Origin of the sequence: Dactylosporangium sp. CA-152071, assembly GCF_050936335.1 — a bacterium.
Lineage (GTDB): Bacteria > Actinomycetota > Actinomycetes > Mycobacteriales > Micromonosporaceae > Dactylosporangium > Dactylosporangium maewongense.
In genome coordinates this window covers 4,393,370-4,414,870 of sequence record NZ_JBNJMZ010000001.1, presented here as the reverse complement: position 1 = coordinate 4,414,870, position 21,501 = coordinate 4,393,370, and the positions used below count along the sequence as shown (strand labels likewise).

At 70.7% G+C, this 21,501-nt stretch carries 23 protein-coding genes; 18 read left to right on the top strand and 5 right to left on the bottom strand.

Annotated elements, in window-relative coordinates; genetic code table 11:
• The first annotated feature begins 187 nt into the window (after window positions 1-187).
• Both rho and ACQEVZ_RS19705 read left to right on the top strand, forming a co-directional pair.
• Window positions 188-2,359 (top strand): transcription termination factor Rho, encoded by a 2,172-nt coding sequence (rho, locus tag ACQEVZ_RS19710; RefSeq protein ID WP_433368461.1) that lies wholly within the window; start codon window positions 188-190, stop codon window positions 2,357-2,359.
• Window positions 2,360-2,420: 61 nt separating this feature from the next.
• Window positions 2,421-2,612, top strand: a complete 192-nt coding sequence (locus ACQEVZ_RS19705; protein ID WP_433368458.1) for a DUF2945 domain-containing protein — start codon at window positions 2,421-2,423, stop codon at window positions 2,610-2,612.
• Here ACQEVZ_RS19705 and ACQEVZ_RS19700 read toward each other — a convergent pair.
• Both ACQEVZ_RS19700 and ACQEVZ_RS19695 read right to left on the bottom strand, forming a co-directional pair.
• Window positions 2,609-3,511: an AAA family ATPase gene (locus ACQEVZ_RS19700; protein WP_433368455.1), complete on the bottom strand. Its 903-nt coding sequence runs from the start codon at window positions 3,509-3,511 to the stop codon at window positions 2,609-2,611. The two genes, ACQEVZ_RS19705 and ACQEVZ_RS19700, sit on opposite strands and share 4 nt — an antisense overlap.
• A complete protein-coding gene (locus tag ACQEVZ_RS19695; protein ID WP_433368452.1) occupies window positions 3,511-4,569 on the bottom strand; it encodes an RNA ligase in 1,059 nt (352 codons plus the stop codon). Before ACQEVZ_RS19695 ends, ACQEVZ_RS19700 begins: the two co-directional genes overlap by 1 nt.
• 231 nt (window positions 4,570-4,800) lie before the next feature.
• Here ACQEVZ_RS19695 and rpmE point away from each other — a divergent pair, with 231 nt between their 5' ends.
• The 3 genes from rpmE (at window position 4,801) to ACQEVZ_RS19680 (ending at window position 6,576) form a co-directional block, all read left to right on the top strand.
• Window positions 4,801-5,022 carry a 50S ribosomal protein L31 gene (gene rpmE / locus ACQEVZ_RS19690; protein ID WP_344510332.1) on the top strand — a complete coding sequence of 74 codons (222 nt, stop codon included), beginning with the start codon at window positions 4,801-4,803 and terminating at the stop codon, window positions 5,020-5,022.
• 112 nt (window positions 5,023-5,134) lie between these two features.
• Window positions 5,135-6,241, top strand: coding sequence for a peptide chain release factor 1 (prfA, locus tag ACQEVZ_RS19685; RefSeq protein WP_344510460.1), 1,107 nt, complete (start codon window positions 5,135-5,137; stop codon window positions 6,239-6,241).
• 128 nt (window positions 6,242-6,369) lie between these two features.
• Window positions 6,370-6,576, top strand: a complete 207-nt coding sequence (locus tag ACQEVZ_RS19680) for a hypothetical protein (protein ID WP_363394384.1) — start codon at window positions 6,370-6,372, stop codon at window positions 6,574-6,576.
• A 265-nt stretch (window positions 6,577-6,841) separates the two neighbouring features.
• Here ACQEVZ_RS19680 and ACQEVZ_RS19675 read toward each other — a convergent pair whose 3' ends face one another.
• Window positions 6,842-8,380: a diguanylate cyclase domain-containing protein gene (locus ACQEVZ_RS19675; RefSeq protein ID WP_433368448.1), complete on the bottom strand. Its 1,539-nt coding sequence runs from the start codon at window positions 8,378-8,380 to the stop codon at window positions 6,842-6,844.
• A gap of 55 nt (window positions 8,381-8,435) precedes the next feature.
• Here ACQEVZ_RS19675 and prmC point away from each other — a divergent pair, with 55 nt between their 5' ends.
• From prmC to ACQEVZ_RS19660, 3 genes are read left to right on the top strand one after another with little or no spacing between them, the layout of a single operon-like run.
• On the top strand, window positions 8,436-9,305 hold the full coding sequence (prmC, locus tag ACQEVZ_RS19670; protein ID WP_433376866.1) for a peptide chain release factor N(5)-glutamine methyltransferase: 870 nt from the start codon (window positions 8,436-8,438) through the stop codon (window positions 9,303-9,305).
• A gap of 7 nt (window positions 9,306-9,312) precedes the next feature.
• The gene (locus ACQEVZ_RS19665) at window positions 9,313-9,951 is read left to right on the top strand and encodes an L-threonylcarbamoyladenylate synthase (RefSeq protein ID WP_344510456.1); all 639 of its coding nucleotides are present in this window, start codon (window positions 9,313-9,315) and stop codon (window positions 9,949-9,951) included.
• Window positions 9,952-9,957: 6 nt separating this feature from the next.
• Entirely contained in the window at window positions 9,958-10,527 is a 570-nt protein-coding gene (locus ACQEVZ_RS19660) for a phosphotyrosine protein phosphatase (RefSeq protein WP_433368445.1), read from the top strand.
• A 103-nt stretch (window positions 10,528-10,630) separates the two neighbouring features.
• On the opposite strand, the gene ACQEVZ_RS19655 is transcribed toward ACQEVZ_RS19660, so the two are convergent.
• Complete coding sequence (locus ACQEVZ_RS19655; protein WP_433368442.1) at window positions 10,631-12,124, bottom strand: SDR family oxidoreductase; 1,494 nt, start codon at window positions 12,122-12,124, stop codon at window positions 10,631-10,633.
• A 44-nt stretch (window positions 12,125-12,168) separates the two neighbouring features.
• On the opposite strand from ACQEVZ_RS19655, the gene glyA reads away from it, so the two are divergent.
• Together glyA and ACQEVZ_RS19645 are read left to right on the top strand one after the other, a co-directional pair.
• Window positions 12,169-13,419 carry a serine hydroxymethyltransferase gene (glyA, locus tag ACQEVZ_RS19650; protein ID WP_433368439.1) on the top strand — a complete coding sequence of 417 codons (1,251 nt, stop codon included), beginning with the start codon at window positions 12,169-12,171 and terminating at the stop codon, window positions 13,417-13,419.
• On the top strand, window positions 13,416-13,814 hold the full coding sequence (locus ACQEVZ_RS19645) for a hypothetical protein (protein ID WP_344510320.1): 399 nt from the start codon (window positions 13,416-13,418) through the stop codon (window positions 13,812-13,814). Before glyA ends, ACQEVZ_RS19645 begins: the two co-directional genes overlap by 4 nt.
• Window positions 13,815-13,822: 8 nt before the next feature.
• Here ACQEVZ_RS19645 and ACQEVZ_RS19640 read toward each other — a convergent pair whose 3' ends face one another.
• Window positions 13,823-14,275 carry a hypothetical protein gene (locus ACQEVZ_RS19640; RefSeq protein ID WP_433368436.1) on the bottom strand — a complete coding sequence of 151 codons (453 nt, stop codon included), beginning with the start codon at window positions 14,273-14,275 and terminating at the stop codon, window positions 13,823-13,825.
• 229 nt (window positions 14,276-14,504) lie between these two features.
• Between ACQEVZ_RS19640 and ACQEVZ_RS19635 the strand changes: the two genes are divergently transcribed.
• From ACQEVZ_RS19635 to atpD, 8 genes are all read left to right on the top strand, one after another.
• A complete protein-coding gene (locus ACQEVZ_RS19635; RefSeq protein ID WP_344510316.1) occupies window positions 14,505-14,720 on the top strand; it encodes an AtpZ/AtpI family protein in 216 nt (71 codons plus the stop codon).
• A 33-nt stretch (window positions 14,721-14,753) separates the two neighbouring features.
• Window positions 14,754-15,527, top strand: coding sequence for a F0F1 ATP synthase subunit A (atpB, locus tag ACQEVZ_RS19630; protein WP_344510454.1), 774 nt, complete (start codon window positions 14,754-14,756; stop codon window positions 15,525-15,527).
• A 91-nt stretch (window positions 15,528-15,618) separates the two neighbouring features.
• Window positions 15,619-15,843, top strand: a complete 225-nt coding sequence (gene atpE, locus ACQEVZ_RS19625) for an ATP synthase F0 subunit C (protein WP_344510314.1) — start codon at window positions 15,619-15,621, stop codon at window positions 15,841-15,843.
• Between the two features lie 40 nt (window positions 15,844-15,883).
• Window positions 15,884-16,435 (top strand): F0F1 ATP synthase subunit B, encoded by a 552-nt coding sequence (locus ACQEVZ_RS19620; protein ID WP_425552387.1) that lies wholly within the window; start codon window positions 15,884-15,886, stop codon window positions 16,433-16,435.
• Complete coding sequence (locus tag ACQEVZ_RS19615) at window positions 16,435-17,253, top strand: F0F1 ATP synthase subunit delta (RefSeq protein WP_433368431.1); 819 nt, start codon at window positions 16,435-16,437, stop codon at window positions 17,251-17,253. Before ACQEVZ_RS19620 ends, ACQEVZ_RS19615 begins: the two co-directional genes overlap by 1 nt.
• A 40-nt stretch (window positions 17,254-17,293) precedes the next feature.
• The gene (gene atpA / locus ACQEVZ_RS19610; RefSeq protein WP_433368428.1) at window positions 17,294-18,931 is read left to right on the top strand and encodes a F0F1 ATP synthase subunit alpha; all 1,638 of its coding nucleotides are present in this window, start codon (window positions 17,294-17,296) and stop codon (window positions 18,929-18,931) included.
• Window positions 18,932-18,934: 3 nt separating this feature from the next.
• Window positions 18,935-19,861: a F0F1 ATP synthase subunit gamma gene (locus tag ACQEVZ_RS19605; protein ID WP_344510308.1), complete on the top strand. Its 927-nt coding sequence runs from the start codon at window positions 18,935-18,937 to the stop codon at window positions 19,859-19,861.
• Window positions 19,861-21,288, top strand: a complete 1,428-nt coding sequence (gene atpD / locus ACQEVZ_RS19600) for a F0F1 ATP synthase subunit beta (protein ID WP_433368424.1) — start codon at window positions 19,861-19,863, stop codon at window positions 21,286-21,288. The genes ACQEVZ_RS19605 and atpD overlap by 1 nt, the downstream gene beginning before the upstream one ends.
• Window positions 21,289-21,501: the final 213 nt, after the last annotated feature.

Here is a 21,501-nt window from a genome sequence, read left to right as displayed (position 1 = left end):
GCCAACCCGCGTTTCCAGTGATCGCGCGCGCACGGCTGGGTCAGGCCGCAGATGGTGGCGCCCGGCTCACCGCACAGCGCTGCAACACCTCCCGCACCGCTGCCAGGCAGCGAGGTGGGAGCCCCCGGGCCGCCCGGCCACCGTGTCTCGTCTCCGGGCATCCCGGCCTAACGAGGGAAGGAATCCATTGAGCGACACCACCGACGTCACGTCGGATGTCTCGAGCGACCGCGCCGCGGTCGAGACCGACGGCGCCGAGACCGGGGCGACGCGTCGGCGCCGCTCTGGCACCGGGTTGTCCGGCATGCTGCTGCCTGAGCTGCAGAGCCTGGCCGCCTCGTTGGGCATCTCCGGCACCGCACGAATGCGCAAGGGTGAGCTGGTGACGGCCATCCAGGAGCGTCAGTCCGGCGAGTCCCGCCCGGCGCCCGCCGCCGCGGCTGCCGAGCAGGCCGCTCCCGCCGTCACCGGTCGGGTCCGTGCCGGGGCGCGTGCCGAGGCGCGCGCCGCCGAGCCGTCGGAGCAGGACTGGCCGTCCGCCACCCAGGGCGCGGCCGAGGCACCCGTCACGCGTTCCCCTCGCCGGGCCACCCGGGCCGCCGGCCCGCCGGAGCCGCGCGCGACCGCCGCCGCCGAGGCCCCCGCGACCGCCGCCGAGCAGGCTCCGGCCGCGGTGGAGAAGGCCGCCGAGCCGGCTGCCGAGACCACCGAGCGCCCGGCCCGCACACGTTCGCGCGCCGCCGCCTCTGCCACGGCCGCCGAGCGCACGGAGCGCACGGAGCGGGCCGACCGCACCGAGCGGGCCGAGCGCGGTGACCGGACCGAGCGCGCCGAGCGCACGGACCGCGCCGAGCGGGCCGAGCGGACGGAGCGGACGGAGCGGAGCGAGCGCACCGACCGCGCCGAGCGCACCGACCGGACGGAGCGGGGTGAGCGGACCGAGCGCGGCGAGCGCACCGAGCGCAACGACCGCGGCGACCGCACCGAGCGCGCTGACCGCAACAGCGGCGCCGACCGCAGCGGTGGCGAGCGCGGCGACCGCGCCGGCGGCGACCGCAACCAGCGCGGCAGCTTCAACGACGAGGACGGCGACGACGACGGCACCGGCCGCCGCGGCCGCCGCAGCCGCTTCCGGGACCGCCGCCGCGGCCGTGACCGCGACGGCGAGGTGCAGCCGACCGGCGCCGCGGGCGCCCGCGGTGGCAACGAGCCGCAGGTCAGCGACGACGACGTGCTCGTGCCGGTCGCCGGCATCCTCGACGTGCTCGACAACTACGCGTTCGTGCGGACCACCGGCTACCTGTCCGGCTCCAACGACGTGTATGTCGCGATGTCGCAGGTCAAGCGCTACGGGCTGCGCCGCGGCGACGCCGTGACCGGTGCCGTGCGCCAGCCCCGCGACGGCGAGCAGCGGCGCGACAAGTACAACCCGCTCGTGCGCCTCGACACGGTCAACGGGATGGACCCGGAGGAGGCCAAGCGCCGCCCCGAGTTCTACAAGCTGACCCCGCTCTACCCGCAGGACCGCCTGCGGCTGGAGACCGAGCCGCACATCCTCACCACCCGCGTCATCGACCTCGTCATGCCGATCGGCAAGGGTCAGCGGGCGCTCATCGTGTCGCCGCCGAAGGCCGGCAAGACGATGGTGCTGCAGTCGATCGCCAACGCGATCACCCGCAACAACCCGGAGTGCCACCTGATGGTGGTCCTGGTCGACGAGCGGCCCGAAGAGGTCACCGACATGCAGCGGTCGGTGAAGGGCGAGGTCATCGCCTCGACGTTCGACCGGCCGCCGACGGACCACGCCACGGTCGCCGAGCTGTCGATCGAGCGGGCGAAGCGCCTCGTCGAGCTGGGCCACGACGTCGTCGTGCTGCTCGACTCGATCACCCGGCTCGGCCGCGCGTACAACAACGCGTCGCCGGCGAGCGGCCGCATCCTGTCCGGTGGTATCGACTCGACGGCGCTCTACCCGCCGAAGCGGTTCCTCGGCGCGGCCCGCAACATCGAGAACGGCGGCTCGCTGACGATCATCGCCACCGCGCTGGTGGAGACCGGCTCGACCGGTGACACGGTCATCTTCGAGGAGTTCAAGGGCACGGGCAACGCCGAGCTCAAGCTCGACCGGAAGATCGCCGACCGGCGCATCTTCCCGGCGATCGACATCGACCCGTCCGGCACCCGCAAGGAAGAGATCCTGCTGGCGCCCGACGAGCTCGCGATCGTCATCAAGCTGCGCAAGGTGCTGCACGCGCTCGACTCGCAGGAGGCGCTCAACCTGCTGCTGGACCGGCTGAAGAAGACCCGGACCAACGTCGAGTTCCTCATGCAGATCGCCCAGACCACACCGGGCGAGTAAGGCGACCATTCGAAAGCCCCCGTGGACGTGATCCACGGGGGCTTTCGGGTACCTGTACATCATGAAACGAGGCGACAAGGTGCGCTGGCGGTCGCACGGCAAGACCGTCAACGGCACCGTCATCCGCAGGATCACCGGCCGCACGCAGGTCGCCGGCCGGGCCGTCGCCGCTTCCGAGCGCGAGCCGCAGTTCGTGGTGCGGAGCGACGAGACCGGGCGCGAGGCCGTACACAAGCCGGAAGCGCTGAACTAGAAGTTGCCCTCCGCGACCTGGAAGACGGTCAGGCCCAGGGCCCGCCACATCCGGACCACCTGCTGACGGTCGTCGAAGACGCCGACCACGTGATACCGGCTGCGGATCTCCTTGTCGAAGATCTCCTGCTTCACGATGCTGTCGCGCCGCTGGTCGCCGGTGACACGCATGAACAGGCCCGCGTACGGGACGCCGACGTGCTCGTCCAGCCACGCCGCCGTGTCGTCGCGGCAGTCGTCGGTGCGGCCGCTGCAGTACACGATCTCGTGCCCCGCCGCGTGCATCGCCCGGACCGCCGCGATCACGGGCGCGTTGGGCAGGTCGGTGCGGACCAGGCTGACGTCGTACGGGCTGCGGTCGGCGATCAGCGCGACCGTGCCGTCGATGTCGACCAGCACCACCTGCGGCGCGTCCGGCGGCGGCTCGTACGTCACACCGGGGTCGGTGTCGAGCACCGGCAGCGACAAGGGCAGGGCGCGGCCCGCCAGGTACCGCTGATGCATGGACCGGATCGCCTCCTCACCGACGTGACCGGGGCTCTCGCGCAGGGCGTCGCGCCGGACGCACTCGTCGACGGGCACGTCGGTGAAGTCGCGCACGGTGAAGGCCGCGCCGTGCTTCGCCGCCAGCTCCGCCAGCTCGCGCACGACCCGGGACCGCAGGTTGGTGTCGTCGCACACGACGTCGGCGCCGCCGAGCAGCAGCGCGTCGATCGCGGCGTGGTGCGCCTGCGTGACCTCCTTCTCGGCCCGGCCGCGCAGCGTGTCGTCGGCGACCCGGCCGCCGTGCATCATCGCGCGGAGGTCGTCGCGGTTCACGCGGACCAGCCCCGCCTGCTCACGCGCCCAGGTGGTCTTGCCCGAGGCGGGCAGCCCCCGGGTGATGGTCAGCGACGCCATCAGCTCTCCTCCGTCACCATGGGCCGGACCCGCTGCCAGAGCAGGCCCCGGTAGTCCTTGTCGTCGAGGCGCAGGAACAGGCAGCCGCGCGCCGGGTGCTTCGCGACCGCGAGCGCGAACTCCTTGCGCCCCCAGCCGTCGGGCAGCGTAGCGACGGTCGCCTCGTACGCCGACTCGACCTCGGCCGCGAGCGCCGCAGCCTCCTCGCGCAGCCCGTCGGCGATCCTCGTGGCCCACACGTGGAACTCGTCGGGCAGCGGCTCCAGCAGCGCGTCGAGCGTGCCGGCGCCGGCGGCCTCCCACACGACCCGCGCGTTGAGCCCGGTCACGATGCGGTGCAGCCGCACGTACTCCGAATACTTGATCTTCAGTCTGGTGTCGGTGCCGGTGAAATGCACGACGAGGCCCTCGCGGTTGTCGCGCGGCGGCGCGGCGAGCGCGTCGGCGAGCGTCGCGTGGTCGAACGTGTCGACGACCGGACCCGGCCAGCCGGGCACCGCCTCCGGGCCGTGACTGCGGCCCGTGGCGATCTCGACCGCGCCGAGGAGCACGAGGTCGTCGAGGCCGTCGTAGTCGAGCACGATCCGGTTCGACGGGTAGATGATCTCCACCAGCACCGTGAGGCCCTCCGGCGGCGTGAAGCGGCCGGCGTACCGCTGGCGGAACAGCGCCGTCGCGTGCCGCGCCTGCTCCGAGTCGAACGAGCCGCGGGTCGCGAACGCCCAGCCGTCCGGCGTCGGGTACATGATGCCCAGCGAGCCGTCGGCCTTGTCGGTGACGCGCACCGGACCGTCGAAGTCCATCTCGGGCACGCCCGGCTGGCCGTGGTTGAAGAACTTCGTGAACGGCCGCGCCAGGACCATGCCGGTCTCGGCGTGCGCGACGAGGCCCCGGCACGCGAGCGTGGCCGCGTTCCAGACGTTCTCGTACTGCGCCTTCTCGGTGTAGTTGTGGATCAGCAGGGGCAGCGAGGGGTGGCGCTGCGTGCGCACGAAGCCGCCGCCGGCCATCTCGGCCAGCAGCGCCGGGTCACACAGTGCGTCGATGTGAAGGCTCATAGCACGGGTCAGGGTAGGTGAGCCGTGCTCGCCTTATTCGCGTGTACTTGGGTGCAGCGCGGTTACCATGCTTCGCTCGCTTCGGCGGCGGGAATGCCGGCGGGGGGAGTGGCGTTACAGACACCGGTTGAGGTGCCGTGACCCGGTCATGGCAGACTTGACCGACGGCCAGACCAGGTTCCGGTTCACGCCACACGGCGACCCGGCGACCACGACGAAAGGACGGCGGCCATGAAGCCGGACATCCACCCGCAGTATGCGACCACCGAGGTCACCTGTTCCTGCGGCAACGCTTTCACCACCCGCAGCACCGCCAAGGGCGGCACGATCCACGTGGAGACGTGCTCCGTCTGCCACCCGTTCTACACGGGCAAGCAGCGTGTGCTCGACACGGCCGGCCGGGTCGCGAAGTTCCAGCAGAAGTACGCGAAGGTCCAGGCCAAGAAGGCCTAGCTGCGCCTCCGGCGCCCGCACCACCTCTGTCTGGCACGGGGGGTCGGTGCGGGCGCCGACTTCGTCTTTGGCCGTTTTCCCCTCGTGGGATTCTCTTGTGGGGCGCGAGACAATGAGCACCGACACCTCTTCAGGGCAGCGACTGCAGGCGCTTCTCGCCGAATACCAGGAGCTCGAGCAGAAGCTCGCCGACCCGAGCATCCACGCCGACCAGGGCCTGGCCCGCAAGACCGGCCGGCGCTTCGCCGAGCTGTCGCCGATCGCGAAGACCTCCGGCGAGCTCGACGCGGCCCGCGAGGACCTCGCGGCGGCCCGCGAGCTGGCCGCCGAGGACCCGGCGTTCGGCGGCGAGGCCGACGAGCTGGAGGCGCGCATCCCGCACATCGAGGAGCGCCTGGCCGAGCTGCTCGCCCCGCGCGACCCCAACGACGCCAAGGACATCATCCTGGAGGTCAAGGCGGGCGAGGGCGGCGAGGAGTCCGCCCTGTTCGCCGGCGACCTGCTGCGGATGTACATGCGCTACGCCGAGCGCCACGGCTGGCAGACCGAGGTCCTCGACTCGCAGGAGTCCGACCTGGGCGGCTTCAAGGACGTCGCCGTGTCCATCAAGACCCGTGGCATCCCCGAGGCCGGCAACGGCGTCTGGTCCAGGCTCAAGTGGGAGGGCGGCGTCCACCGCGTCCAGCGCGTGCCGGCCACCGAGTCGCAGGGCCGCATCCACACCAGCGCCGCCGGTGTCCTCGTCACCCCCGAGATCGAGGAGGCGGGCGAGATCGAGGTCGACGCCAACGACCTGCGCATCGACGTCTTCCGCTCCTCGGGCCCCGGCGGCCAGAGCGTCAACACCACCGACTCAGCCGTCCGCATCACGCACCTGCCGACCGGCATCGTCGTCTCCTGCCAGAACGAGCGCTCCCAGCTGCAGAACAAGGACCGCGCGATGCGCATGCTCAAGGTCAAGCTGGCCGCCCTCGCCGAGGAGCAGGCCGCCGCCGCGGCAGGCGACGCCCGCCGCTCCCAGGTGCGCACCGTCGACCGCTCCGAGCGCATCCGCACCTACAACTACCCGCAGAACCGTATCTCCGACCACCGCATCGGTTACACGGCGTACAACCTGGACCTGGCCATGGCCGGTGACCTCGACGGAGTCCTGGACGCTCTGGCCGACGCCGACCGCAAGGCCCGCCTCGCGGGTGACGACCAGCTCAGCCGAGGGTGATGCGGGTCTAACGCAGACGTCACATAGCGGAAACGGTGCACGGGCAGCCTGGAGTCAGGTAGCGTTTCGAGCCGGATGACCTTACCGATCGTGATTACGCTGCCGAGCCGAGCCTCCGGAGGGACGCCATGCCATCGTCGCCCGTCGACCTGTCCGCAGCCCCACGCGTAGTGGTCGGCACCGCTGCCGACCTGATCTACAAGGTGGGTCTGTCGATGCTCGGCGCCGACCGCATGCCCACCGCCAAGGCCAACGCCTGGGCCGCCGTCTGCGCCGACCAGGAGCGCGCCCGCATCCGCGAGGAAAACGCCCGCATCCTGCACGCCGTCCGCTGACCCGCTCCTAGCTCCTTTCCTCACGCTGCCGCCCCCTCCCAATTCCGAAATATCCGGCACGCAGGGGGAGCTGTCGGCACCCCGACACCTCGCCAGCATCCCACCTGGCCTCTCGCGCAGCGCATCTTCCGGATCATGTGGAACCGCTCCGGTACCGCCCGGAGTTTCCGTGATCCGGTAGAGATCGTGTAGTCAGGGGTGCACAAGGTCTTCCGGATCATGGGGGAGGGCAGACCCGGCCACCGCGGTGGGGCGGAAGCACGGCTCAGCTGGCGGCGCGGGGGCGGGGGGTTTTGGCGCGCAGCATGGCGTGGTCGGCGGCTTCGAAGGCTTCGGCGACCGACTCGAAGTCCTCGCCCGACAGGCCCGCCCAGCCGATGGTGACGCCGACGGGGGTGCCCGGGACGAGGGCGTGCCAGTCCTCGGCGGCGACGGCGGCGACGATGCGGCGCTGGATCTCGCGGGCCTCGGCGGCCGAGGTGGTGGGCAGGACGACGACGAACTCGTCGCCGCCGTAGCGGGCCACGAAGTCGCCCTTGCGCATGACGCGGTTGAGCACGCCGGCGACGCGTTGCAGGACGAGGTCGCCGGAGAGGTGGCCGTGGCGGGTGTTCACCTGCTTGAAGCCGTCCAGGTCGCAGACGCCCAGGACGGCGTGGCCGCCGGTGGCGACGAGCTTGGTGACGTGCTCCTCGAGGTAGCGGCGGTTGGGCAGGCCGGTGAGGGGGTCGGTCTGGGCCTCGCCGCGGTGGAAGTCGACGCGGCGGACCAGGTCCTCGTGGTCCAGGAGCGCGGCGATGCCTTCCACGAAGAGGTCGCGGAGCCGGTCGGGCTGCACGTTGGCGACGTGGAAGGCGTGGCGGTCGGCGTGGTACGCCGAGCGGTAGTCGCCGGTGCCCAGATGGGCCAGGGCGCGGAGGCGGTGCTGCTCGGCGGCGCCCAGGGACTCGTCGCTGACGTGGGCGGTCTCCAGGCGGGCGACGGCCTCGATCGGGCGGCGCTCGGCGATGGCCTTGCAGACGGCGCCGAGGGTGCGCAGGTCGCGGGCGCGGGTGGACATGCCGGCGGACTCCAGCAGCGGCCACGGGTCGACGTCGGTGACGAGGCCCTGGATGCCGAGGGTGCCCAGGCGCAGGACCGCGTAGCCGAGCGCGCCGCGGGCGATGGGGCGCAGCTTGTCGAGGTCGTTGTCCTTGTGCTTGCGCTCGAGGTCGCTCACGACGTCGCGCAGTATGCGCTGGCAGCCCTCGCTGTCGCCGCGGTGGTCCAGCTCGACGGCGTGCAGGAGGCGGATCTGCGGGGTGGCGAAGTCGGTGTTGGCGGTGGCGACCCCGACCTCGGCGGCGACCTCGCGGGCCTTCTCCATGGCGGCGTTCGCGTGCTCGTGGAAGCCGGTGTAGGAGTAGGCCATCGCCAGGTTGTGCCAGCCCCACGCGGTGGTCTCGTCGGTGAGCTCGACGGCGCCGAGGGCCCGCGAGCCGTGCACCAGCGCGCGGACGCAGCGGTCCAGCGAGCCCGCCCGCAGGGCGACGATCGCGGCGAGGGCCTGCAGCTCACCGTACTGCGCCGGGTCCTGCACCTGGCGGGCGGCGGCGAGGCCGGCGTCGAGGGCGGCCGGGTAGTCCTCGGCGCGGCCCATGTTGATCAGGGCGATGAGCCGCAGGGTGAGCGCCTCGACGCGGTCGTGCGGGGGCTGGTCGCCGGTCAGGATGCGGTCGATGACCGTCATCGCCTCGCCGAGGTGGTCGTCGAAGATCAGGCGCCGGGCGCGGGTCAGCTCCGACGTGCGGTCTGCCACCGCCATCGGGCCCTCCTTTCGCGCGCCCCATGATTATGGGGTGCACAGCACCGAAGATGACATGCCGGACGGCGAAACCGCCACGCTTTCCGTGGTGATCGCGGCCGCCACCCGCGCGCTGGACCTCGCGGGGGTGGCGTCGCCGCGGGTCGACGCGGAGCTGATCGCCGCCCACGTGCTGGGAATCTCCAGGTCGCGGCTGCTGACCGCACCCGTGCCGGACGCGGGACAACGGGCGCGGATCAGCGACCTCGTCGGCCGGAGAAGCGCGCGGGTTCCGTTGCAGCACCTGACCGGCACGGCGCCGTTCTACGGGCACGAGCTCGCGGTCGGCGAGGGCGTCTTCATCCCACGGTTCGAGACGGAGCTGCTGGTGGAGTGGGCGCAGAAGGCGCGGCGGCAGCTCGTACAGACGCCGAAAACGACAATCGTGGACCTCTGTGGCGGGTCGGGAGCCATCGCCATCGCGATGCGGGACGCGGGCACCGACGTGTGGTGCGTGGAGCGGAGCCCCGCCGCGCTGCGGTGGCTGCGGCGCAACGTGGCGAGCCTGGCGCCGGACGTCCACGTGGTCGAGGGCGACGTGACCGACCCGGCCACCCTGCGCGAGCTCGACGGCACGGTCGACCTGGTGCTGAGCAACCCGCCCTACGTCCCGGAAGGCGCGCCGGTCGACGTGGAGGTTTCGGTGTACGACCCGCACGACGCCGTGTTCGCGGGCGGCGACGGCCTGGCGCTCATGCCGGGGCTCGTCGACCGGGCGGCCGGGCTGCTGCGGCCCGGCGGACGGCTGGGGATCGAGCACGACGACAGCCACGGCGAGACGCTGCCGGCGCTGATCCGCGCGACCGGGCGCTTCGACGAGGTGACGGACCACCGCGATCTCGCCGGACGCCCGCGCTTCGTCACCGCCCGGCGGGTGGCAGACTAGCCGCGTGATGCTCTACGACTGCAGCCAGCTTGCCGAGCGCGACCGTGGGATCGCCGCCGCGATCGAGGCGGTGGGCCGCGGCGACCTGGTCGTCATGCCGACCGACACGGTTTACGGCATCGGCGCCGACGCGTTCAAGTCCTGGTCGGTCACCGCGCTCAACAACGCCAAGGGCAGCTCCGCGCCGGTGCCGGTGCTCGTCGGCTCCCGGCACACCCTCGACGGGCTCGTCTTCGGGCTGCCGCAGGCGGCGCGCGACCTCGTCGACGCGTTCTGGCCGGGCGCGCTCACGATCGTCGTGGAGCACGCGCCGAGCCTGCAGTGGGACCTCGGCGGCGGCGACGGCACGGTCGCGGTGCGCATGCCGCTGCACCCGATCGCGCTGGAGGTGCTGCGCGAGACCGGACCGATGGCGGTCTCGTCGGCCAACAAGCAGGGCCAGCCGGCGGCGGAGACCGCGGCGGAGGCCCGCGACCAGCTGGGCTATTCGGTGAGCGTCTACCTGGAGGGCGGCCCGTGCCCCGAGCCGGTCGCCAGCACGATCATCTCGGTGACCAACAGCGAGCACCGGGTGCTGCGGGCCGGCGCGATCCCGATCGAGAAGCTGCGCGAGGTCGTGCCGACCCTGATCGGCCTGGAGGACTGAGGCCGCATGGCGCCGTTCAGCGTCCTGTGCGTGTGCATGGGCAACATCTGCCGGTCGCCGATGGCCGAGCGGCTGCTCGTCGCCGACCTCGCCGCCCTCGGCGCGCCGCCTGACCTGGTCTATGTCCACGGCGCGGGCACCGGCGGATGGCACGCGGGGGAGCCGATGGACCCGCAGGCGGCCCGGCAGGTGCTCGCCCGGGGCGGCGACACCGCGGGCTTCCGCGCCCGCAAGCTGCTGGCCGAGCACGTCGACGCCTCGGATCTGGTACTGACCGCGACGGCCGAACAGGTCGACTTCGTGGTGTCCCTGCGGCCGGACGCGGCGAGCCGGACGTTCGTGTGGGGGCAGTTCGCGCGCCTGCTGCCGGCGGTGGTGGCGGACCTGCCCGCGACCGCCGACGTGTACGACCGTGGCGTGGCGCTCGTCGACCTGGTGGACAAGGCCCGCGACGAGGCGCGTGACGAGGACGACCTGGCCGATCCGTGGGGCCGCCCCGACGACTTCTTCGGCATCGTCGCCGACCAGGTCCAGGCGCTGACCCGGCCCCTCGCGGCGGCGCTGCTCAACCGCTGACCGCGTGCCGGCGAACGGCGGCGCTGCTCAACCGCTGACCGCGTGCCGGCGAACGGCGGCGCTGCTCAACCGCTGACCGCGTGCCGGCGCACGGGGAAGCTGGTCAGCCGCTGACGTCCGCGGTCTCGGTCAAGGGCAGGCGCTCGGCCGAGCGGGCGATGTTGCGTGCCATGCCGCCGAAGACGACCGCGTGGAAGGGCGCGACGGCGAGCCAGTACAGGTGGCCGGACAGTCCGCGTGGCAGGAAGACGGCGCGCTGCTCGTACACCAGCCGCCCCCGCTGATCGAGCGCCACGCGCATCTCGAGCCAGGCCTGACCCGGAAGCTTCATCTCCGCGCGCAGCCGCAGCAGCTCGCCCGGCACGATCTCTTCGACGCGCCAGAAGTCCAGCGCCTCGCCGACGTAGAGGCGGTGCGGGTCGCGGCGGCCGCGGCGCAGCCCGACCCCGCCCACGAGCCGGTCCAGCCAGCCGCGGACCGACCAGGCGAGCGGGAAGGAGTGCCAGCCGTTCTGCCCGCCGATCGCCTCGATGACGCGCCACAGCTGGTCCGGCGCGGCCTCGACGGTCCGGCTGCGTTCGTCGCGGTACACCGTGCCGCCGGACCACGCGGGATCCGACGGCAGCGGGTCGCTCGGCGCGCCCGGGATCGCCGCGTTGGCCCAGCGGGTCTCCACGTCCGCGTCGCGGATCCTGCGCAGCGCGAGCCGGACGGCGAGGTCGAAGCCGGTGAGCCCGTCGTGCGGGTCGGGCACGAACGCGGCGATGTCGTGCTCGCGGCAGACCGCCTCGTGGATGAGGCTGCCGACGAGCGGCCGGGCGATCCGGTTGGGCACCGGCGTGACCAGGCCGACCCAGTGCGACGACAGCCAGGGAGTGAGCGCCCGGACCGGCAGCACGGTCCGCGGCGGGAGGCCCGCGACGACGGCGTACCGCCGCATCATCTCGGCGTAGGTGAGCACGTCGGGACCGCCGATGTCGAACGCCCGGTTGAGCGGCACGGGGAAGACGGTGGCGGCGGCGACGAGGTAGCGCAGGACGTCGCGGATCGCGATCGGCTGGATCCGGTTGTGCACCCAGCGAGGAGTGATCATGACGGGCAGCCGCTCGGTGAGGTACCGCAACATCTCGAACGACGCCGAGCCGGAGCCGATGATGACGGCGGCGCGCAGCACGACGGTCGGCACGCCGCTGCGCAGGAAGATGTCGGCGACCTCGCCGCGCGAGCGCAGATGCGGCGAGGCGGTCTTCTCGCTCGGCGCCGGCCCGCCCAGGTAGACGATCCGCTGCACGCCGGCGTCGACCGCGGCGACGGCGAGGTTGAGCGCGCTGAGCCGGTCGACGTCCTCGAACGCCGCCTGCCCGAGCGCGTGGACCAGGTAGTAGACGACGTCGACGTCGCGCATGGCGTCGGTGAGGCGCTCGTCCTGTTCCTCCACGAGGTCGCCCTGCACGATCTCGACGCGGCCGGCCCACGGCACGTCCCGCAGCCGCCGCGGGTCGCGGGTCAGGCAGCGGACCTCGTGGCCCGCGGCGAGGAGACGGGGGACCAGCCGGCCGCCGACATACCCGGTCGCGCCGGTCACGAGGCATCGCATGACTTCATGCTTACCCTGCGCTCATGCCCCCTAGACTCGTTTTCATGGGCGACACCTACTGGGGGCCGGACTTCGACGCGCTCCGCGAGACGGACCCGCAGATCGCCGACGTCGTCCTCGACGAGCTGCACCGCCTGCGCGGCGGCCTGCAGCTCATCGCGAGCGAAAACTTCACCTCGCCCGCGGTCCTGGCCGCGCTGGGTTCGACGCTGACCAACAAGTACGCGGAGGGCTACCCGGGCCGCCGCTACTACGGCGGTTGCGCGGCCGTCGACCGGGCCGAGGAGCTCGCGATCGAGCGGGCCAAGGCGCTGTTCGGCGCCGAGCACGCCAACGTCCAGCCGCACAGCGGCGCGAGCGCCAACCTCGCGGCGTACGCGGCGCTGCTGATGCCCGGCGACACCGTCCTGGCGATGGAGCTGCCGCACGGCGGGCACCTCACCCACGGCAGCAAGGTCAACTTCTCCGGCAAGTGGTTCACCACGGTCGGGTACCCGGTTCGCCGCGAGGACGAGCTGATCGACTACGACGAGGTGCGCGACCTCGCCCTCAGCCACCGTCCCGCGATGATCATCTGCGGGGCCACCGCCTATCCGCGGCTGATCGACTTCGCCCGCTTCCGTGCGATCGCCGACGAGGTCGGCGCCTACCTGATGGTCGACGCGGCGCACTTCATCGGCCTCGTCGCCGGCAAGGCGATCCCGTCGCCGGTCGAGCACGCCGACGTGGTCAGCTGCACGACGCACAAGGTGCTGCGCGGCCCGCGCGGCGGCATGCTGCTGTGCCGGGAGTCCCTCGCGCAGCGCATCGACAAGGCGGTCTTCCCGTTCACGCAGGGCGGGCCGCTCATGCACGCGGTCGCGGCGAAGGCGGTCGCGCTGCACGAGGCGGCGCAGCCGGCGTTCGTGGACTACGCGGCCCAGGTCGTGCGCAACGCGCGGGCGCTCGCCGCCGGGCTCGAGGCGCAGGGGATGCGGCCGGTGTCCGGCGGCACCGACACCCACCTGGCCCTCATCGACCTGCGCGGGCTCGGGATCACCGGGCGCGACGCCGAGGAGCGCTGCGACGCCGCGGGGATCACCCTGAACAAGAACGCCATCCCGTACGACCCGGAGAAGCCGATGACCGCCTCCGGGGTGCGGGTCGGCACGCCGTCGGTGACGACGCAGGGGATGGGCGAGGCGGAGATGGCCGAGATCGCCGAGCTGATCGGCGGCGCGATCCGCGGCGAGCAGGTCGGCGACCGGGTGACCGAGCTGGTCGGGCGGTTCCCGGCGTATCCTGCTCCACTGTGAGGAAGCGACTGCAGCACCTGCCGACCGCGTTGATCGCGATGGGCGGCCTGCTCGTGGCCGCCGCGCCGCTCGCCTGGTGGCGTGACGGCGGCACCGGCGCGCTCGGCGCCCTCGCCGGTGTGGCGCTCGTCATGCTGAGCTACACCGTGTCGAGCCTGATCATCGCGGTGACCGACCTGCGGGCCCGGCACCTGCTGATGCCGGTGGCGCTCGGCACGTACATCCTGAAGTTCGCGATCATCGGCGTCGTCATGTGGATCGTGGCGGAGACCGGCTGGGGCGGCCTGCCGTGGCTGGGCGCGCTGGTGATCGCCGGGACGCTGATCTGGGTCGCCGCCCAGGCGGTCTGGGTGTGGCGGGCGAAGATCCCCTATGTGGAGATCGAGCCGTCCTAGCGGCGCCGTCAGCAGGGGTTGCGGCGCTCGCCGCTGGCTTTCGACAGACCGGAGTTGCGCCGGTTGTCGTACACGTTGGCCTCCACGTGGGTGCGGAAGGTGCCGGCCGCGCAGGCGGTGCCGACCTGCCGGGTCCTGGACGCCGCGGAGTGCTCGCGGGTCGTGTAGGCCGCGTTGGTGACGAACGTGTCCTGGGCCACCGTGACCCAGGTGCCGCCGTCGTTGCGCTGCAGGCGGACGGTGACGGTCAGCCCGTCGGGACCGGGGGGGTCGCAGCGGAACTGCGCGGCGGCGACGATCCTGCCGCCCTTCTCCGCGGGTCGCTGCGGTGAAACCGAACACACGACCCGCTGGCCGCCGCCGCTCGACGCCGCCGGCGACCTGTCGCCGGGGTCGGTCTTGGTGATCACGATGGCGGTCAGAATGACGAAAAACGCGATGACGGCGTTGCGCAAGGTCATCACCCCCATACGCATTGTTATCCTTGACCTTCAGCTAACCCCCTGGGAGTGACCGTGCGCAACATTCACTCACGCATCAGTCGTGTAGTTGACGTTCGCCTGGCGTTAGGCGTAGTAACGTTGACGGCCGTCGGTTGATGGCACCCGACCCCTAGAGCAACCCCCGCGCGACGAGCACGCGGGGGTCGATGCACGGGTGCTCCCGGCAGGCTGATATGGTCACCGCGTCATGGCCGGTAACCAGACACCCAAGCAGTCCGGATCGAGTGGTGCCAACGAAGGTTGGGCCGCCGTCGGATACCTCATCTCGGGCATCGCCGTGTGGGGCTTCGTCGGCTGGCTGATCGATGAGTGGCTCAACGCCGGAGGCATCATCACGGCGATCGGGTGCGTGCTCGGCGCCGCTGGTGGCATCTACCTGGTCGTCAAGCGCCTCGGCGCCTGACGCATCGGTTGAATCGATAACGAGAGGGACGTGGTGAGCGGTCTGGTTTTGGCGGAGACGCCTTTCCCGCCCAGCGTGGAAGACATCTTCCCCCCCCACCTGTTCGGGGTGGAGTGGCTGACCAAGTTCAGCCTGTTCCTGTGGCTGGCCGTGGCCCTGGTGCTCATCTACTTCCTGGTCTCCTACCGCGACCCCAAGATCGTCCCGACCAAGAAGCAGTGGCTCGCCGAGTCGATCTACGGCTTCGTGCGGGAAGGTGTCGCGAAGGACGTCATCGGCCACGAGGGGCTGCGGTTCGCGCCATACCTCGCGTCGTTGTTCGTCTTCATCCTGGTCGGCAACATCTTCTCGATCATCCCGTTCATCCAGGTCTCGCCGATGGCGCACATCGCATTCCCGGCCGGCCTGGCGATCTGCACCTATGTGCTGTACCTGTACCAGGGCATCAAGAAGCACGGCTTCGCCGGCTACATCAAGCACGCCGTCTACCTGCCCGCCCCGTGGTACATGCAGTTCCTGCTGATCCCGATCGAGTTCCTGCAGGCCTTCATCCTCCAGCCGGTCACGCTCGCCCTGCGTCTGTTCGCCAACATGTTCGCCGGGCACATGCTGCTGCTGGTCTTCACGCTCGGCGGCTTCGCGCTGCTCAACGCGGAGAGCTTCTTCCTCAAGCCCATCTCGCTCGTGTCGTGGGCGATGACCATCGGGCTCACGTTCTTCGAGCTGCTGATCGCGGCGCTGCAGGCCTATGTCTTCACGCTGCTGACCGCCAACTACCTGGCCGGCGTTCTCGCCGACGAGCACTGAGCGCATCCCACGCTTCGAATTCGAAAGCGAAACGCACCACTTTTCAGTTGTCCCGCGTGACCGTCACGCGAGATCTCAGGAGGAATTCCAAATGGACCACCTGGCAGCAGTCAACGGCAGCCTCAGCGCCATCGGCTACGGCCTCGCCGCCATCGGCCCCGGCATCGGCGTCGGCATCATCTTCGCGTCGTACATCCAGTCGACGGCTCGCCAGCCGGAGTCGGCCGGTCTGACCCGCACCTACATGTTCCTCGGCTTCGCCGTGGTCGAGGCGCTCGCCCTCCTCGGCATCGCCTTCGGCTTCGTCTTCAAGTAAGCCACCCGCCTCCACCAACATTTAGAGCGGGAGGTTTCCCATGCTGCCTTTCCTCGCTGAAGGGGAAGCTGCACACAACCCGATCATCCCGATCTGGCAGGAGATCGTCGTCGGCCTGATCGCCTTCGGCATCCTGTGCTTCGTGCTGATGAAGTTCGTCTTCCCGCGCATGGAGGAGACCTTCCGCGCACGGGTCGACGCGATCGAGGGTGGCATCAAGCGCGCCGAGGAGGCGCAGGCCGAGGCCAACCGGCTGCTGGAGCAGTACAAGCAGCAGCTCGCCGAGGCCCGCACCGAGGCGGCCAGCATCCGTGACGAGGCGCGCGCCGACGCCACGGGCATCCGTGAGGACATCCTCGCGAAGGCCCGTGAGGAGAGCGACCGCATCATCGCGGCCGGCCGCGAGGCCCTGCAGACCGAGCGGCAGACCATCGTCCGTCAGCTGCGCGCCGAGATCGGCTCGCTCGCGGTCGACCTCGCCGGCCGGATCGTCGGGGAGTCGCTGGAGGAGGAGGCCCGCCGCCGTGGCACGGTCGAGCGGTTCCTCGACGAGATCGGTGACAGTCCTGCCGGCACCGCAGGGCGGCGTTGATGGACACCATCAACCGGGAGTCCTACGGAGCCGCCGCCGACAAGCTCGCCGCATTCGCGGCGAGCGCTGACGTTCAGCGGATCGGTGCCGTCGGCGAGGAGATCCTCGCCGTGGCCGGTCTGCTCGGGCGTGAGCGGCCGCTGCGCCGGGCCCTGGCCGACCCGGGTCGCGCCGGTGAGGACCACGCCGCGCTCCTGCGCTCCGTCCTGGAGGGCAAGGTCAGCGACGAGGCACTCGACATCCTCGCGACCCTGGTCACGGGCCGTTGGTCCGGCCCCGGTGCGCTCCTGGACGGCGTCGAGCTGCTCGGGGTCACCACGCTGCTGTCCGGCGTCGACCGCGCCGGTGAGCTCGGCGACGTCGAGGACGAGCTGTTCCGGTTCGGGCAGGTCGTCTCCGGCGACTCCCGTCTCGCCGCGGCACTCGCCGACGCCTCGTCGCCGCTGGAGGCGCGGGTCCAGCTGGTCAAGGACCTGCTCGGCGGCAAGGCCAAGCCGGCGACGGCGCGGCTGGCGGAGCTGGCGGTCACCGGGTTCGGTGGCCGGGGCTTCGAGAGCTCGCTGACCCGCCTCGTCGAGCTGGCCGCGAAGCAGCGCGACCACTCGGTGGCCTACGTCACGACCGCGGCCCCCCTGACCGAGGCTGACGAGCAGCGCCTGGCCGGTCGTCTTGCTGAGCTGTACGGTCGAGAGGTCTCCCTCAAGATCGACGTTGATCCACGCATCATCGGTGGCATGCGGGTCAAGGTCGGTTCGGACCTGTACGACGGCACGGTGTCGCGGCGTCTCGCCGAGGCCAAGACGGCACTCGCCAACTAATCCCCGAAGCTTGATTCACTTCCAGATAGAAGGTTGAGGAATGGCCGAGCTGACCATCTCCTCGGACGACATTCGGGGCGCACTCGAGCGCTACGTGTCGTCCGTTGATTCACGGATCTCCCGCGAGGAGGTCGGCGTCGTCTCGTACGCCGGCGACGGTATCGCCCAGGTCGAGGGTCTGCCCTCGACGATGGCCAACGAGCTGCTCGAGTTCGAGGACGGCACGCTCGGCGTCTCGCTCAACCTTGACGTGCGCGAGATCGGTGTCGTCGTCCTCGGCAACTTCGAGCGTATCGAAGAGGGTCAGCAGGTCAAGCGGACCGGCCGGGTGCTCTCGGTCCCGGTCGGCGACGCCTTCCTGGGCCGCGTGGTCAACCCGCTCGGCGAGCCGATCGACGACCGCGGCGAGATCGCCAACGAGGGCCTCCGCGAGCTGGAGCTCCAGGCGCCCAACGTCATGGCCCGCCAGCCTGTCAAGGAGCCCCTGCAGACCGGCATCAAGGCGATCGACGCCATGACCGCCATCGGCCGGGGCCAGCGCCAGCTGATCATCGGTGACCGTAAGACGGGCAAGACCACGGTCGCGCTCGACACGATCATCAACCAGCGCGACAACTGGAAGTCCGGCGACCCGAAGAAGCAGGTCCGCTGCATCTACGTCGCCATCGGCCAGAAGGCCTCGACGATCGCCGCCACCCGCGGTGTCCTCGAGGAGCAGGGCGCGATGGAGTACACGACCATCGTCGCCTCCCCGGCGGACGACCCGGCCGGCTTCAAGTACCTCGCCCCCTACACCGGCTCGGCCATCGGCCAGCACTGGATGTACGGCGGCAAGCACGTCCTGATCGTCTTCGACGACCTGACGAAGCAGGCCGAGGCCTACCGCGCCGTGTCGCTGCTGCTGCGCCGCCCGCCGGGCCGTGAGGCCTACCCGGGTGACGTCTTCTACTTGCACTCCCGGCTGCTGGAGCGCTGCGCGAAGCTGTCCGACGAGCTCGGTGGCGGCTCGATGACCGGTCTGCCGATCATCGAGACCAAGGCCAACGACATCTCGGCCTACATCCCGACCAACGTCATCTCGATCACCGACGGTCAGGTCTTCCTCGAGTCCGACCTGTTCAACCAGGGTGTGCGTCCCGCCATCAACGTCGGCACCTCGGTGTCCCGCGTCGGCGGCTCCGCCCAGGTCAAGGGCATGAAGGACGTCGCCGGCCGCCTGCGGCTGGACCTCGCGCAGTACCGCGAGTTGGAGGCCTTCTCGGCGTTCGCGTCCGACCTGGACAAGGCGTCGCGGGCCCAGCTGGACAAGGGCGCCCGCCTGGTCGAGCTGCTCAAGCAGCCGCAGTTCTCCCCGTTCGCGGTCGAGGACCAGATCGTCTCGGTGTGGGCCGGCACCACCGGCAAGCTCGACGACGTGCCGGTCGGCGAGATCCGCCGCTTCGAGGGCGAGTTCCTGCAGTACCTCCGCAGCAACCGCAAGGAGCTCATCGCCGCCATCGCGGAGTCGAAGAAGCTGCCGCAGGAGACGATCGACGGCCTGACCGACGCGATCGCCCACTTCAAGAAGACGTTCACGGCCAAGGGTTCCGAGGCGCCGATCAACGAGGCCCCGGCCAAGGCGCTGCAGGGTGAGCAGGATCGCGAGACCGTCACCCGCCAGGTCCGGAAGTCGGGCTGAGCCATGGCCGGTCAGGTACAGGCACTGCGCCGGAGGATCCGCACGGTCAAGTCGACCAAGAAGATCACCAAGGCGCAGGAGCTCGTCGCCACGAGCCGCATCGGTAAGGCGCAGGAGCGGGTCGCCGCGTCGCTGCCCTACGCCGAGGCGATCACGGGCGTGCTGACGGCACTGGCGACCAACACCAACGTCGACCACCCGCTGCTGGTGCCGCGCAGCCCGGTCCGCCGGGCCGGGGTGCTGCTGGTCACCAGCGACCGGGGGCTCTGCGGCGGCTACAACGCCAACGCGATCCGTCAGGCCGAGCAGCTCATCGCGCGGCTGCGCGCGGACGGCAAGCAGGTCGCGCTCTACGTCTCCGGGCGCAAGGGCGTGGCGTACTACCGGTTCCGCGGTCGCGAGATCGCGGGCAGCTGGACGGGCTTCTCCGAACTGCCGCGCTTCGAGAACGCGCGGGAGATCGGCGAGACCCTCATCCAGGCCTTCGTCAACGGCGCGGACGACACTGCGGACGGCCCCGGCCCGGACGGCATCTACGGTGTCGACGAGCTGTACATGGTCCACACCCAGTTCCGCTCGCTCATGACGCAGACCCCCGTGGCGCGCATCGTCGCTCCGATGGAGGTCGAGGAGCAGCAGGTCGCCGGCCCGCTGCCGGCGTACGAGTTCGAGCCGGAGGCCGAGGAGCTGCTCGAGGCGCTCCTGCCGAAGTACATCAACACGCGGATCTTCGCGGCGTTGCTGGACTCGGCGGCGAGTGAGTCGGCGGCCCGCCGGCGGGCCATGAAGAGCGCCTCAGACAACGCCGACGACCTGCTGAAGCGGTACACGCGGGAGATGAACTCCGCGCGGCAGGCGGCGATCACCCAGGAGATCAGTGAGATCGTCGGCGGCGCCAACGCGCTGGCGGCGGCGGGAAGTGATGTGTGATGACTGCACCAGCCAAGACCGCGGTCGGCCGCGTCGTCCGGGTCATCGGCCCGGTCGTCGACGCCGAGTTCCCGCGCGACGCCATGCCCGCGATCTACAACGCGCTGCACGTCGAGGTGACCCTCTCCGAGGGCGCCAAGAAGCTGACGCTCGAGGTTGCCCAGCATCTGGGTGACAACCAGGTCCGCGCCATCTCCATGCAGCCGACGGACGGTCTCGTCCGTGGCGCCGAGGTGCACGACACCGGCTCCGGCATCTCGGTGCCGGTCGGCGACATCACCAAGGGCCACGTGTTCAACGCCCTCGGCGAGGTGCTCAACGCCGACGAGTCGAAGCTCGAGATCAACGAGCGCTGGGAGATCCACCGCAAGGCTCCCGCGTTCGCCGAGCTCGAGCCGAAGACGGAGATGCTGGAGACCGGCATCAAGGTCCTCGACCTGCTCGCGCCGTACGTGCGTGGTGGCAAGATCGGCCTGTTCGGCGGTGCCGGCGTCGGCAAGACGGTGCTGATCCAGGAGATGATCATCCGGGTCGCCCGGAACTTCGGTGGCACCTCGGTGTTCGCCGGTGTCGGCGAGCGCACCCGTGAGGGCAACGACCTCATCCTGGAGATGGACGAGGGTGGCGTGCTCGACAAGACCGCCCTGGTCTTCGGTCAGATGGACGAGCCGCCCGGCACGCGTCTGCGGGTCGCCCTGTCCGCGCTGACCATGGCGGAGTACTTCCGTGACGTGCAGAACCAGGAGGTGCTGCTCTTCATCGACAACATCTTCCGGTTCACGCAGGCCGGCTCGGAGGTCTCGACGCTGCTCGGCCGTATGCCGAGCGCCGTCGGCTACCAGCCGACCCTGGCCGACGAGATGGGTCTGCTGCAGGAGCGCATCACCTCCGTGCGGGGCAAGGCCATCACCTCGCTCCAGGCGATCTACGTGCCCGCCGACGACTACACCGACCCGGCGCCGGCCACCACGTTCGCCCACCTGGACGCGACGACCAACCTCGAGCGGTCGATCTCGGACAAGGGCATCTACCCGGCCGTCGACCCGCTGGCGTCCTCCTCGCGCATTCTCGCGCCGGAGTACGTCGGCATCGAGCACTACACGGTCGCCCGCGAGGTGCAGCGGATCCTGCAGAAGTACAAGGACCTGCAGGACATCATCGCCATCCTCGGTATGGACGAGCTGTCCGAAGAGGACAAGGTCACGGTCGGCCGTGCCCGGCGCATCGAGCGGTTCCTGTCGCAGAACACCTACGCGGCGGAGCAGTTCACCAACGTCCCCGGTTCGACCGTCCCGCTCAAGGAGACGATCGAGTCGTTCAAGAAGATCTCCGAGGGTGAGTACGATCACTTCCCCGAGCAGGCCTTCTTCATGTGTGGCGGTCTCGAGGACCTCGAGCGCAACGCGCACGAGCTCATGAAGGACTGACATAGCCGTACGGCAAAAGGGCGTCTCCCGCTTCGGGGGGCGCCCTTTCTGCTTGGTTTTCAGGAAAACGCCACCATGACGGCGTGACATACGTCACGCTCTGAAGTGTTGAGTGGCCATCTGCAGCGCGATTGCGGATCGCCGCTCCACCGGCATTTCAGGAGTTGTGCCAACGTGGCGAGGCCCACTGCTCGCCGCGTCGGATCATTGACT

Excerpts from the sequence above, each read along its gene's own strand:
- ACQEVZ_RS19705 (WP_433368458.1), top strand. The coding sequence starts at position 2,421 with ATGAAACGAGGCGACAAGGTGCGCTGGCGGTCGCACGGCAAGACCGTC.
- ACQEVZ_RS19700 (WP_433368455.1), bottom strand. The coding sequence starts at position 3,511 with ATGGCGTCGCTGACCATCACCCGGGGGCTGCCCGCCTCGGGCAAGACC.
- ACQEVZ_RS19695 (WP_433368452.1), bottom strand. The coding sequence starts at position 4,569 with ATGAGCCTTCACATCGACGCACTGTGTGACCCGGCGCTGCTGGCCGAG.
- rpmE (WP_344510332.1), top strand. The coding sequence starts at position 4,801 with ATGAAGCCGGACATCCACCCGCAGTATGCGACCACCGAGGTCACCTGT.
- prfA (WP_344510460.1), top strand. The coding sequence starts at position 5,135 with ATGAGCACCGACACCTCTTCAGGGCAGCGACTGCAGGCGCTTCTCGCC.
- ACQEVZ_RS19680 (WP_363394384.1), top strand. The coding sequence starts at position 6,370 with ATGCCATCGTCGCCCGTCGACCTGTCCGCAGCCCCACGCGTAGTGGTC.
- ACQEVZ_RS19675 (WP_433368448.1), bottom strand. The coding sequence starts at position 8,380 with ATGGCGGTGGCAGACCGCACGTCGGAGCTGACCCGCGCCCGGCGCCTG.
- prmC (WP_433376866.1), top strand. The coding sequence starts at position 8,436 with ATGCCGGACGGCGAAACCGCCACGCTTTCCGTGGTGATCGCGGCCGCC.
- ACQEVZ_RS19665 (WP_344510456.1), top strand. The coding sequence starts at position 9,313 with ATGCTCTACGACTGCAGCCAGCTTGCCGAGCGCGACCGTGGGATCGCC.
- ACQEVZ_RS19660 (WP_433368445.1), top strand. The coding sequence starts at position 9,958 with ATGGCGCCGTTCAGCGTCCTGTGCGTGTGCATGGGCAACATCTGCCGG.
- ACQEVZ_RS19655 (WP_433368442.1), bottom strand. The coding sequence starts at position 12,124 with ATGCGATGCCTCGTGACCGGCGCGACCGGGTATGTCGGCGGCCGGCTG.
- glyA (WP_433368439.1), top strand. The coding sequence starts at position 12,169 with ATGGGCGACACCTACTGGGGGCCGGACTTCGACGCGCTCCGCGAGACG.
- ACQEVZ_RS19640 (WP_433368436.1), bottom strand. The coding sequence starts at position 14,275 with ATGACCTTGCGCAACGCCGTCATCGCGTTTTTCGTCATTCTGACCGCC.
- ACQEVZ_RS19635 (WP_344510316.1), top strand. The coding sequence starts at position 14,505 with ATGGCCGGTAACCAGACACCCAAGCAGTCCGGATCGAGTGGTGCCAAC.
- atpE (WP_344510314.1), top strand. The coding sequence starts at position 15,619 with ATGGACCACCTGGCAGCAGTCAACGGCAGCCTCAGCGCCATCGGCTAC.
- ACQEVZ_RS19620 (WP_425552387.1), top strand. The coding sequence starts at position 15,884 with ATGCTGCCTTTCCTCGCTGAAGGGGAAGCTGCACACAACCCGATCATC.
- ACQEVZ_RS19615 (WP_433368431.1), top strand. The coding sequence starts at position 16,435 with ATGGACACCATCAACCGGGAGTCCTACGGAGCCGCCGCCGACAAGCTC.
- atpA (WP_433368428.1), top strand. The coding sequence starts at position 17,294 with ATGGCCGAGCTGACCATCTCCTCGGACGACATTCGGGGCGCACTCGAG.
- ACQEVZ_RS19605 (WP_344510308.1), top strand. The coding sequence starts at position 18,935 with ATGGCCGGTCAGGTACAGGCACTGCGCCGGAGGATCCGCACGGTCAAG.
- atpD (WP_433368424.1), top strand. The coding sequence starts at position 19,861 with ATGACTGCACCAGCCAAGACCGCGGTCGGCCGCGTCGTCCGGGTCATC.